The organism is Corynebacterium meitnerae, from assembly GCF_027570075.1.
GTDB lineage: Bacteria > Actinomycetota > Actinomycetes > Mycobacteriales > Mycobacteriaceae > Corynebacterium > Corynebacterium meitnerae.
On record NZ_JAKMUS010000003.1, the window covers coordinates 81,640 to 94,079 of the forward strand.

Here is a 12,440-nt window from a genome sequence, read left to right on the forward strand (position 1 = left end):
TTTAGCCGAAGGTGCGTCCCAGCTGATCACCCGGCTGGAAGTAGAGCATGAAGCGGCCGGTAGGGAACTGCGAGCGGAAGACCGCAATAACAGTGCCCACCACAGCAGGAATGATCAGCAGCGGCGCCAGCCAAGCAGCGATATTGCTCCCCTGTGTGGAGGAGGATCCCTTGCCATTCGGAGCAGTATCCGGAGTCTTACCGTCCGGTTCGGAGGTATTCGGGTCCTTTTCACCGCGACTGATGGACGGATCGAGGCTCTGCAGCAATGCTTCATCGGCGCGGACATACGTGCCGTTCACCAAAGCGTAGAGCACACCACCAATGGTGACTACTGGCGGAATATCCGTGGGGGCAGATGGACCAGCTGTGTAGGGCTGACGTTCAATCTGTGCATCAGCAACAGGAGCGACAGGCGTGACCGCGAGAGAGGTCGCCAAAGCTACCGTTGCGATAGCAACCTTCTTAGCAGAGCGCATGGGCAGTTCCTTCATGTTTGAGCTGGCAATTCATGCTCCCCACAACCCTGGCAGGTTGTGGACGGTGAAACTATTTCTTCAACCAGTAATAATCATACTCGATCGGTTCAGTATGTAGCACATCGACGACCTACCTGGCCAACTCCCCCGCTCAACGCGGAGAAAAGCAGCTACGGGCGCGTCTGCCCCGTGCCTTCGAGGATCCACTTCGTACTGGTCAGCTCCGGTAGCGCCATCGGACCACGCGCGTGCAGTTTCTGGGTGGAAATGCCGATCTCCGCGCCCATCCCATACTGCTCGCCGTCCGTAAACGCCGTCGACGCATTGAGCATCACCGCCGCTGCATCCACGTGGTCCGCGAAAGCCTGCAGGGTGTACGCGTTCAACGAGGCAATGCCCTCCGTGTGCCCGGACGAGTAGCGCGCAATGTGTTCAATCGCCCCGTCCACACCATCAACGATGTCCACGGCGATGTCCATGGAGAGGTACTCATCAGCCCAGTCAGCCTCGGTTGCGGCCTCCACGTTGTGCGCGCCAATCGCAGCAAGCTTGTCGACGTCCCCGTGCACCCTCACACCAGCCCCCTGCAGCGCCTCCACCACACGGAGCTGATCCGCGACATCCAGTCCAGCATCGATAAGCGCTGTCTCCGTCGCATTGCACACGGAGCAGCGGCGAGTCTTGCCGTTGAGCAGCATCTCAATCGCGGAATCCAGCTCCGCATCCCGGTCAATGTAGAAGTGGCAATTGCCCGTGCCGGTTTCGATGGCGGGGACGGTGGCGCCAGTCACGACCGCGTCAATAAGCCGTGCAGAACCACGAGGAATGACCACGTCGACGAGACCGCGCGCAGTGATGAGGTCCTGCACGGAATCATGCGTCTCACACGGCAGCAGCTGGACAATCTCGCGCGGCAGACCGTGTGTGGCGGCAACATCCTGGAGGATCTCCACGAGCTGCGCGTTCGAGTGGCGCGCGGACTTGGAGCCGCGCAACAGCGCCACGTTGCCGGACTTGAGAGCAAGGCCGAACGCATCAACCGTGACATTCGGGCGCGCCTCATAGACCATGCCCATCACGCCCAAAGGCACGCGGACCTGCTTCATCTTGATGCCATTCGGCATCACCGAACCACGTAGCACCTCCCCCACTGGGTCCTCCAGTGACGCCACCTGGCGCAGCCCCCCAGCGATGCCCTCCACACGATCCGCGTCGAGCGCCAAACGGTCGATGAGGGAGTCCGTGAGCCCTGCCTCACGCCCGGCTTCAATATCGCGTTGGTTCGCCGCGATGATCTCCTCTGTGCGAGCGACCAGCTCCTTGGCGGCAGCGAGCAGCACCTCATTCTTCGCCGACGTTGGCAGCGTGCCCACGACCGGAGCCACATCCTTGGCTGCGCGCGCCTTGGACAGAACCTCAGCGCGTTCTTCTTCACGGTTAACGGCACGTGTTACGTCAGTCATGCAGACCGATCCTAGCGCCTAATACCCCTGCTCCACATCAACTTCGGTGGGCATCTTCTCCCCGCGCTGTAGAGCCTCCCAGTTACGCAGCGTCAGATCGGCGATGCGCTGCTTGCCAAAGCGTGGGGTGCTGGCCGTGTGCGGTGTCATCAAACAGCGGTCACAGTCCCACAACGGATGATCCGCCGGCAGTGGCTCTGGGTCGGTGACATCCAGCGCGGCTCCCGCAATCGTGCCGTTGTTAAGGGCCTCCACCAGATCATCCGTGACCACCAAGGGCCCGCGGGCCACATTGACCAGAACCGCAGTCTCTTTCATCTGCGCCAGCACATCCGCGTTGACCAAGCCGCGGGTGGATTCCGTCAACGGCGCCAACAGCACCACCACGTCCGCGCGACCCCAGACGTTCTTGGAGTCAATGTCAGCCATCGGGACTGTCTCATCGGCGCCCTCCACCGGGCGGCCAGAGCGGTTCACCGCAATCGTGTTCACACCAAACGGTGCCAGATAAGACAACAGTTTCTTCCCGATGCCCCCTGCTCCCACAATCGCCACCGTCTTATCCTCGACCAGGTACTGGGTCTCATGCGCAATATCCCGCGTCGTCGACCCATCCCGCGTCACGCGCCGGTACTGGTGCAAAGCGCCCAGGATGAGGGCGAGGGTGGATTCGGCCACGTTATCGCGGTAAAGCCCCGCAGCATTCGCCCACCGCAAACCCGAACGCTTGAGAATCCCGGCTTCATCCAGCGCATCAATGCCCGCCCAGGCAAACTGAACAAACTGCACTGACTCCGGAATCTCCTCCGGGAAATCCGCAGCGCCACCGTGATAGATGAGTACATCTGGATTCTCATCCACGCTCACATGCGCGTGCCCCTCCGCTTCCAGTTCGGCGACGGTCTGGGTCCAGGGCTTAGGCAAAATGGAAAACTTCATGCCCTAGAGCCTAGAGGCGTAGTTGGACAAGTAGTCCGCATGCACCACTGAGCGGCGCTGATGTTCAGGCAATTCATGCGTGTGTTTGCCCAGCATGCCCGCCAATTCAGCCGACCCGTAGGCCGTTTCACCGCGACCAATCGCTTCCCCATCAGGTCCGAGGATCTCCACGATATCGCCGGCATGGAAGTCCCCTTCCGTGTCCGTGATGCCCACGGCCAGAAGCGATGTACCACCACGCGTCACGGCCTGCACCGCACCTTCGTCGAGGTACAGCGTGCCTTCCGCATCCGCCGCATACAGCGCCCAGAACTTCCAGGCAGACAGCTTCGACTCCGGTCGCGTATGAAAGACGGTGCCCACCTGGGCATCCCCGAGTGCTTCTTCGATCTTCTCTGCCGAGGTCAGCAACACCGGTACGCCGCCGCGCGTAGCCAGACGCGCCGCCGACACCTTCGAAGCCATGCCACCGGTACCGAAGCGCCCGCCATCACCTGCAGCGACGCCCTCCAGGTCCTTGCCGCTGCGCACCTCATCCACGAAGCGCGCCGCCGGGTCAGCCGGGTTGCGGTCATACAGTCCATCAACATCGGACAGCAGAATCAGGGCATCCGCCGAAATAAGCGTGGCGACGATCGCCGACAACCTATCGTTATCCCCAAAACGCATCTCCGTGGTGGCCACCGTGTCATTCTCATTGACAATCGGCACCGAGCCCATCTGCCGCAAGCGGTCAATGGTGCGCTGCGCATTGCGGGCGCGCTCCCGCACACCCGCATCAGACTGGGTCAACAGCACCTGACCAATCGCGCGGTTATAGCGGGCAAAAGACTGCCCCCAAGACTGCGCCAGGTGGATCTGGCCGACGGCGGCGGCTGCCTGCTTCGTCGCCAAATCCTTCGGCCTAGCCTTCAGCCCCAGCGGCGCCATACCCGCCGCGATAGCACCGGAGGACACCACGATGACGTCACTGCCGCGACCCATCCGCGCCTCCAGCGCATCCACGATGCGGTCAATCTTGTCCTGCGATACCGCCGAGGACTCATCCACCAGCGAACTCGTGCCCAGCTTGACCACGATCCGCTTCGCGCCAGCAATCTGTTCCCGGAGATCCATGCACTACCCCTGCCAGCGCTCGCGGTCGGCTTCGGTGCGGTTCAGGAGGTCGTCGCCGAAGTCGTACTCGTCGATAAGCCCCCTGCGAGCTTGCGACGCACGCTTACGCTCCGCAGCAGACATACGATCCGTGCCACCCAGGCGCGCGTCCTGGCCGCGACCCGCCATCGTGGGATCGCCGCCGATCGACGGCTCCCAATCGAAGGAGATCTCCCCAATCGTCACCGTGTCGCCCTCACGTGCACCCAGCTTGCGCAGCTGATCCTCCACGCCGGCCTTATTCAGGCGATCGGAGAGGTAACCAACCGCCTCATCATTTTCAAAGTCCGTCTGGCGGATCCAACGCTCCGCCTTCTCCCCCACGACCATCCAGCCGCCGGGGTACTCTGGATCCGGGATGACGCGAATATCATCCCCGCGATCCACAGCCTTCGGGCGAATCACCTGGCGCTCCGTCTGCTCTGCGATCTTCGGGCGAGCCTTGCGTGCCTTCTTCACCACATCCCACAATGCCCACTTCAGCTCATCCAAGCCTGCGCGCGTTGCGGTGGAGATCGTGAAAATCGGCCAGCCGAAACGCTCTTCCAGATCCTCCTGCAGGAACTCTGCGAGCTCCTTTGCCTCAGGGATATCCACCTTGTTCAGAACAATGATCCGCGGACGTTCACGCAGATCACCCAAACCGGTCTCATCCGCCTCAAGCTGTTCCGCGTAGGAATCCAGCTCCGCCTCCAGGGCCTCAATGTCCGACTGCGGGTCACGGCCCGGCTCCATGGTGGCGCAATCCACCACGTGCACCAGCACCGCGGTGCGCTCAATATGGCGCAAAAAGTCCAGGCCGAGGCCCTTGCCCTGGCTCGCACCCGGAATCAGACCCGGGACATCCGCGATAGTGAACGTGTCATTGCCCACATCCACCACGCCCAGATTCGGCTGCAGAGTGGTGAACGGGTAGTCCGCGATCTTCGGCTTCGCCGCCGACAGCACGGAGATCAACGAGGACTTGCCCGCCGACGGGAAGCCCACGAGCCCCACGTCTGCCATGGACTTGAGTTCCAGGATCAGGTCATGTGCCTGACCTGCCTCACCCTTCAACGCAAAGCCTGGTGCCTTGCGCTTTGCCGTTGCCAGGGCCGCGTTGCCCAAGCCTCCGAAGCCACCTTCTGCGGCGATGAAACGGGTGCCAGGAGTGACCAGGTCTGCCAGGATCTCCCCATCCGCGCTGCGCACCACCGTACCCACGGGGACCTCCACGACGAGGTCCTCACCGCGCGCACCATTCCGGTGGTCACCCTCACCATTGCCGCCGCGCTTCGCCTTCAAGTGCGGGCGGTACTGGAAATCCAGGAGAGTGTGCACCTGTGGCGACACCACCAGGATGATGTCCCCGCCATGCCCACCGTTGCCGCCATCAGGGCCACCCAATGGTTTGAACTTCTCACGGTGCACAGACACGCAGCCGTGGCCACCATCACCGGCCTGCAAATGCAGGACAGCCTGATCGACGAACTGAGCCATCGTGGGTCTCCTCTCCTAGGGGCATGCTCGAAATGGCGTGCTTGACTATTGAAACTACCGGCGCCTGTGTAAAAAATGACACCCCGCCCGCGGGCCGAAAATAAACCTGCTGGTCAGGGATTTCTGTCTCGGGGTAGTTACCAAAGCAATGTAAAATTTTACACAGCTTCCGGCTGGCCACCCAGCGATCTCACCTCCGGGCAGCCATAAAAAAACGCGCCTACAACCCCCACCCGGGGATCGCGGCGCGTCATAATAGCGTGGCCGTGGGGCTCATCGCCCCACACTGGCTTACGCGGTAGCGGTCTTCTCCTCGACCACTGCGTCATCGACCAGGCCAGCCTCGTTGGCTGCCTCGATGACCTCAGAAGCGACGCCCTCACCGTCAGCGGGGACGATGTTGACGATGCGACGCTTCTTCTTAATGCCGAACTGGACGGAGCCAGCTGCGAGCGCGAACAGGGTGTCGTCGCCGCCGCGGCCGACGTTGTCGCCCGGGTGGAACTTGGTGCCGCGCTGGCGAACGAGAATCTCGCCTGCCTTGACCTGCTGGCCGCCGAAGCGCTTCACACCGAGGCGCTTGGACTCAGAGTCGCGGCCGTTCGAGGTGCTGGATGCACCCTTCTTGGTTGCCATTGTGGTTCCCTCTTCCTAAACGTCTCGGGTTACTTGATACCGGTGATCTTCACGGTGGTCAGCTGCTGACGGTGGCCCTGACGCTTCTTGTAACCGGTCTTGTTCTTGTACTTCATGATGTCGATCTTCGGACCCTTGCCGTGCTCAACGATCTCAGCGGAGACCTTGACCTTGGCCAGGTCGTCGGAGGTGGCGGTCACCTTGGCGCCGTCGACAAGGAGAACTGGGGTGAGTGCCACAGAATCGCCAGCTTCACCCTCGATCTTCTCGACCCGAACGAGGTCGCCTTCGGCAACCTTGTACTGCTTTCCGCCGGTCTTGACGATTGCGTACATAGCGGGTTACCCCTTTCTTCTTCTCGCACAGCGCCGGCATGCCACGGCACCATTCTCTACATTCTTGCTTGTGTTTCGGGGTTTCTAATCAGCAGCCTCGCACGCATGCATAATCACGAAAGGCGCGCCCCAAAACAGCGACTGTCAAAGACTACACCGGCTCCCCACTAAAGACCAAACTGCTCTTTCGCGCGTGGGGTGCCGGTCGCCTTTTAGGATGTGCGCCTACGCGTCGCCCGACGCCGTCCCCGCGTTGGGGTGCGCGGTGCGGCTTCCTTCACCTCACGCTTTTGCGTGGATTCAGGTGCCTTTTGCACACTTGTCGACGTCCTCCTCGTCGCACGCCTCCTCCCCCGGCTACCAGTAGTCCTGGCGACTACTGGCTTCTGCTCCGGAGCGGACTCAGCCGGTTCTGGCTTCGCGGCCGGCTCCGGCTGTTGGGCCGGCTCCGGCTTCTCAAAGTCCTCCCGGCGCGGGCGGTGGTCAGACTTGGAGTTGCCACGGGTCTGGCGCTTGCGGCGTGGGGAGTTCTCGAATTCTTGCACCGCTTCCTCGTAGGTCTGAGAAGAGCTCTCCTCCGGCTGCTTCTGTTCTTGAGCCTCGCTACGGCCACGCCCGCGGCCACTTCCGCGGCGTCCGCGACGGCGGGAGGAGCGACGCTTGGGCTGCCCCTCCTTCTCCGTAGCGTTATCGGCAGCTTCGTCGGTGGACGGCGTGGAGACCACGGCGTCAGCGAGCTCCTCCAGCTTGGACTCATCCCTGGACTCATCCTTTGGCTCATCCTTGGATTCGTCGCGGGAGTTCATCGCTACAGCAGCCGGGTGGTTGCTCGGATCCTGGGCCGGCTTACGGCGGCGGGAACGGCGGTTGCTGTGGCTGTGGTTATCGGCGTCGTCGGGGTTGGTGGTGTCGGTGACGGGATCGTCGGTAAGCACGATGCCCCGGCCTTCGCAGTGCTCGCATGTGGTGGAGAACGTCTCCACCAGCCCGGTGCCCAAACGCTTACGCGTGAGCTGAACAAGGCCGAGCGACGTGACCTCGGAGACCTGGTGGCGCGTGCGATCGCGGCCGAGAGCCTCCTTCAGGCGACGCAGGACGAGCTCCTGGTTTTCGGGGAGGATCATGTCGATGAAGTCGATGATGATCATGCCGCCAATGTCGCGCAGGCGCAGCTGACGGACGATTTCTTCCGCGGCCTCCATGTTGTTGGAGGTCACGGTCTCCTCCAGCGAGCCGCCGGAGCCGGTGAACTTACCGGTGTTGACGTCGATGACAGTCATGGCCTCCGTGCGGTCAATGACCAAGGTGCCACCCGACGGCAGCCAGACTGTGCGGGACAGAGCCTTCTGAATCTGCTCGTCCACGCGGTACACCTCGAAGGCGTCCTTGCCGTCATGCTCGTTGCGGTCGAATTTCTCGAGCCTATCCAGCAGATCCGGTGCGACAGACTGGACGTAGTTGTGCACAACGTTCCAGGATTTCTTACCGTCTACGACGAGGGCGTCGAAGTCCTCGTTGAACAGGTCACGCACGACCTTGACCAAAAGCTTCGGCTCTTCGTACAGCGTGACGGGCTTTGCACCCGGGGAGTTCTTTTCCTTCTCCGCCTGTTCCTGGATGGCCTCCCACTGGGAGTGCAGGCGCGCAACGTCGGCGCCGATCGCTTCTTCGGATGCACCTTCGGCAGCAGTGCGGATGATGGAACCGCCCTTGCCCGGCACGACCTTGCTCAGAATCTCCTTGAGGCGCTTACGCTCCGGGGCAGGCAGCTTGCGGGAAATACCAGCGCTGCGGCCACCTGGCACGTACACCAGGAAACGACCCGCGAGGGAAATCTGAGTGGTCAGGCGGGCCCCCTTGTGCCCCACCGGGTCCTTGGTTACCTGCACCAGAACCTGGTCGCCGGACTTCAGTGCCTGCTCAATGCGGCGGGAACGACCGCCGAGGCCGGCAGACTTCCAATCCACTTCACCGGCGTAGAGCACACCGTTGCGGCCCTGACCGATGTCAATGAAGGCGGCCTCCATACTCGGCAGCACGTTCTGCACGCGGCCGAGATAGATGTTGCCGATCATCGAGGCACTCTCATCCGAGTCCACGAAGTGCTCAACCAGCAGGCCATCCTCCAGAACACCAATCTGGGTCAGCTTGCCCGGACCATCATGGCGCGGGCGCTCACGCACAACCATGGTGCGCTCCACAGACTCACGCCGCGCCAGGAACTCGGCCTGCGACACCACGCGGGAACGCTTACGCTCCTCCTCACGCCGCTCGCTGCGTCGACGACGCTGCGCCTCCAAGCGCGAGGACCCCTTGATCGCCTTCGGTTCCTGAATCGGCTCCTCATCAGGCTCTTGGGTCTCTTGAGGCTCGTGCTTTTCGACGTTCCTCTTCGCCGCCCCTCCCGACCGCTGCGCGCGCCTGCGGGATGTGCTCGGCGCCTTGAAGATCGGTGCGTAGACCTCAGTGGCTTCCTCCACCTCAGCGGCCTGCGCTTCAGCTTCGGCCTGCTCCTCGGCGGAGATTTCCTCGACGAGATCCTCAACGTCAATGGGGTCGTCCTCAGCTCCCTGTGGAGACGTCTCTGTCTCCACAGACTCTGCAGCCAGCGCCTGCTCGAGGTCAGCCTCGACCTTCTCGGTGATCTGGTTGATCTCGTTTTCTACGTCCTTGCGCACGCGGTGGCGAATCTTTTCATCCGCCTCATCAGCAGTGCTCTTCGCGTCGGCGCTGTCCTGCGTAGACGGCTTAGCTGCCGGGGCCTGCTCCAATGCGTCCAGGAGCTGCTCCGTCTCAGCACGCGTCAGCGTGGATGCCGCAACCTTAACCAAGCCAAGATCGCTCAGCGCGATGATCAGTTCCTTGGACTGCATGCCCAAGGCCTTAGCCAACGCGAAGACACGGGTCTTGTCCTGAATCTGGGAACGGTCCATCAACTGCTGCGGAGCAGTCGACTGCTTCAAGGCCTTCTTGGTCGTCTTCTTTGTTGTTGCCCGGCGACGTGGCTTGTCGGGGGTTGCAATGTCGTCCTTTTCCGACACGGAAATCTCCTATTCAATTGACCGCGCAGGAGAGAACCACGTTGCCCAGCCGGGCGCTGGTGATTAGAAAGCCACCGCCGCCGCACAGCTGCGTGCTCACGCCCGCACGGTGATACGGGTGTTAAAAGCTTGTCCCCTATTGTGGCACAGCTTGTGGGGCGACGGTGGGAACGTCGATAAGCGAGAGTGCTTAAGCCTGGAAACCTTGGCCAGCGACCCACGTGCGCGATACGGCGTGGCGGGTCGGCGCTGCGGGATCCTCCACATTCGACACACGGAAGAAGTCCATGATCACGCGGTCCTTGCGCACGCGTGCGATGCCGAAACCATGGGAATCGAAGTCCACGTGATTGACCCACGGGTTGGCGGAGTACATGACGCCCTCGACGAGGTGCGTGATCGGGTTGTCCTCCGGGGTGTAGGTCTTGGTGTAGGTGGTCACAATCTCATCCACATTCGGCGCAGTGATGGACGTGCACACCATCTCCGCACCAATCTCACGGCCGTTGTGCTGGACGGAGTGGGCCCACTCGGAGTGAATGTCACCGGTGACAAACAGGGTGTGCGGCTTGGTGTCCTTGAGCAGCTCGAAGAGGCAGGCACGCTCGGAGCGGTAGCCATCCCACTGATCCGTGTTCACGGCCAAGCCGGCGCTGTGCGTGAAGTCATCGAGAACCTGGTTCGCGGTGCGGTTCTGCGAACTGGTCGGCGGCAGGTGGCCGATCTCCATCGGCGAAACCATGACCGAATTACCCAGAACATTCCACGCGGTGACAGCGGATTCCACCTGCCCCTTGAGCCACGTGAACTGCTCCGAACCCAACATGGAGCGATCAGCGGCATCGATGCCAGGGCTGAATACCTTTTCCTGCTTGTCACGGTAGGTACGCAGGTCCATCATGGTCAGCTGGATGAGCTTGCCAAAACGGTAGGAACGGTAGATGTGGCCGCCTTCCGACGGGCGCACACCGCGCACCGGAAGCCACTCGAAGTAGGCCTGGTGTGCCGCGCTCTCACGGACATCCCAGGTGCCTTCCGCACCTTCAGTGTGGTTTTCAGCGCCACCATCCCACGAGTCATTCGCGGACTCATGGTCATCCCACACCACAACCCACGGCGCGGCAGCGTGCGCGCGCTGCAGATTCTCATCCGTGCGGTAACGGCCGTAGCGGGTGCGGTAATCAGTGAGCGTGGTGATCTCATGCGCCGGGTGGTGCGGGCGAGACACACCGCTCTTACCGGCGTACTCCCCCGTTGGGTACTCATAGATGTAATCGCCGAGGAAGACCACGAGGTCAATGTCGCCGGCTTCTGCCCGCTCAGCCATGCCACGGTAGGCGGAGAAGTAGCCACACTCGTAGTTGGCGCAGGAGGCGATGGCCAGGTTGTACTGCTCCAGATCAGCCTCAAACGCCGGCGCGGTGTGGGTGGCGCCAACCGGGGAGGTCTGCCCGTTGAAATGGAAGCGGAAGAAGTAATTTGTGCCCGGATGCAGGCCATTCGGATCAACCTTGACCGTGTGGTCCGTGTTCGCGGAGGCGCGCTGCGTGCCGGAGCGGACAACGTTGGTGAACTCGCGGTCGGTGGCAATCTCCCAGCGCACATCCACATCCGCGCCAACCCCGGAACCCGGAACCGCGTCCGGGGACACCGTGACGCGGGTCCAGATGATCACCGAGTTCGGAATCGGATCACCGGAGGCAACACCGTGCATAAACGCCGCGTACGGTGCCGGCGCGGACTCCTTAGGCAGGCGCGCTGAGGACAGCGCGGATGAGGACGAAGACAGCTGTGCCTGCGCCGGAACGGCCTGGGAAATAGCAGCGCCCGCAGCAACCGCGGCGGAACCGGTGAGAAAACGACGACGAGGGAGATTCTTAGACATGCCCGTTAGCGTCGAACCGGCCAAGCACGCCTGCAACCGGTAGAAGCCCTCCAGCGCAAAAGTTCCCCTATTTTTCACGCACGCGTAACCAAGGCGCTCCCCTGCCGTCGTTTTGGAGTTGATTCGGCATAAAGAAAGTCCCCACCACACGGCGGGGACTGAAGTGTTGCTGCGGGCCTTTCAGGCGCGCACTTAGAGGTTAGGGAACCAGATAGCGATCTCGCGCTCAGCGGACTCCGGAGAGTCAGAGCCGTGAACCACGTTCTCACCGACGGTCAGAGCGAAGTCACCACGGATGGTGCCCGGCGTAGCAGCCTCAACCGGGTGGGTGCCACCGGCCAGCTGACGCCATGCAGCGATAGCGGACTCGCCCTCGACGATGCCAGCAACCAGCGGTGCGGAGGTGATGAAGTCAACGAGCTCGCCGAAGAACGGCTTGTCCTTGTGCTCCTCGTAGTGCTTCTCAGCGGTAGCGCGGTCTGCGGTACGCAGGTCCATCTCAACGAGCTTCAGGCCCTTGCGCTCAATGCGGGAGATAATCTCTCCCACGTGGCCGTTCTTGACGCCGTCCGGCTTAATCAGAATCAGTGTGCGTTCAGTCATGGCCTCAACCCTACCGCCTGCTAATCAATGTCGCGCACAACAGCTGCCGCCTCGTCGTAGCTCGTGTTCCGAAACCACAACTGCACCTGCCGGATCGCCGAATCCTCACGCCCCTCCGCCTTCAGGCGGGAGATGGTGTCGCGCTGTTCATCGTCGAGCTCGATCGGCGTACTCTCCCGGGCACTGTACGCGCGATATTTGTCGCGCAGCCCGATGAACAGGAACACGCCAGCAGCCACCACCAGCAACAACGCGATCCAGCGGGGAAGGTCTACGAACACGAGGACGATCGCGGCCAACGACAAGGCGGCGGCGAGAGCGAGGGAACCAGCTTTCATGAGCCACAGAATACCCGGAATCAATTATGAAAAATATTGGCTTTTTTAGTGCGGAATTGTGCGATGGCCGTCACAATGGGCAGAACAT

At 62.0% G+C, this 12,440-nt stretch carries 11 protein-coding genes; all 11 read right to left on the reverse strand.

Annotated features, from left to right (window positions below; genetic code table 11):
* Nucleotide 1: 1 nt before the first annotated feature.
* Nucleotides 2-478, reverse strand: a complete 477-nt coding sequence (locus L8U60_RS03000) for a hypothetical protein (RefSeq protein WP_269964916.1) — start codon at nucleotides 476-478, stop codon at nucleotides 2-4.
* Nucleotides 479-648: 170 nt separating this feature from the next.
* Complete coding sequence (locus L8U60_RS03005; protein WP_269964917.1) at nucleotides 649-1,941, reverse strand: glutamate-5-semialdehyde dehydrogenase; 1,293 nt, start codon at nucleotides 1,939-1,941, stop codon at nucleotides 649-651.
* Nucleotides 1,942-1,959: 18 nt separating this feature from the next.
* Entirely contained in the window at nucleotides 1,960-2,880 is a 921-nt protein-coding gene (locus L8U60_RS03010) for a D-isomer specific 2-hydroxyacid dehydrogenase family protein (protein WP_269964918.1), read from the reverse strand.
* A 3-nt stretch (nucleotides 2,881-2,883) separates the two neighbouring features.
* Entirely contained in the window at nucleotides 2,884-3,996 is a 1,113-nt protein-coding gene (gene proB, locus L8U60_RS03015) for a glutamate 5-kinase (RefSeq protein ID WP_269964919.1), read from the reverse strand.
* 3 nt (nucleotides 3,997-3,999) lie between these two features.
* Nucleotides 4,000-5,514: a GTPase ObgE gene (gene obgE, locus L8U60_RS03020; RefSeq protein WP_269964920.1), complete on the reverse strand. Its 1,515-nt coding sequence runs from the start codon at nucleotides 5,512-5,514 to the stop codon at nucleotides 4,000-4,002.
* A 291-nt stretch (nucleotides 5,515-5,805) separates the two neighbouring features.
* Nucleotides 5,806-6,150, reverse strand: coding sequence for a 50S ribosomal protein L27 (gene rpmA, locus L8U60_RS03025; RefSeq protein WP_102723117.1), 345 nt, complete (start codon nucleotides 6,148-6,150; stop codon nucleotides 5,806-5,808).
* Between the two features lie 29 nt (nucleotides 6,151-6,179).
* Entirely contained in the window at nucleotides 6,180-6,485 is a 306-nt protein-coding gene (rplU, locus tag L8U60_RS03030; protein WP_269964921.1) for a 50S ribosomal protein L21, read from the reverse strand.
* A gap of 212 nt (nucleotides 6,486-6,697) precedes the next feature.
* Nucleotides 6,698-9,418, reverse strand: a complete 2,721-nt coding sequence (locus L8U60_RS03035) for a translation initiation factor IF-2 N-terminal domain-containing protein (protein ID WP_269965002.1) — start codon at nucleotides 9,416-9,418, stop codon at nucleotides 6,698-6,700.
* A 298-nt stretch (nucleotides 9,419-9,716) separates the two neighbouring features.
* Nucleotides 9,717-11,411 carry an alkaline phosphatase D family protein gene (locus tag L8U60_RS03040; protein ID WP_269964922.1) on the reverse strand — a complete coding sequence of 565 codons (1,695 nt, stop codon included), beginning with the start codon at nucleotides 11,409-11,411 and terminating at the stop codon, nucleotides 9,717-9,719.
* A 192-nt stretch (nucleotides 11,412-11,603) separates the two neighbouring features.
* Nucleotides 11,604-12,014 carry a nucleoside-diphosphate kinase gene (ndk, locus tag L8U60_RS03045; protein WP_015381795.1) on the reverse strand — a complete coding sequence of 137 codons (411 nt, stop codon included), beginning with the start codon at nucleotides 12,012-12,014 and terminating at the stop codon, nucleotides 11,604-11,606.
* 20 nt (nucleotides 12,015-12,034) lie between these two features.
* Entirely contained in the window at nucleotides 12,035-12,352 is a 318-nt protein-coding gene (locus L8U60_RS03050) for a hypothetical protein (RefSeq protein WP_269964923.1), read from the reverse strand.
* Between the last annotated feature and the right edge of the window lie 88 nt (nucleotides 12,353-12,440).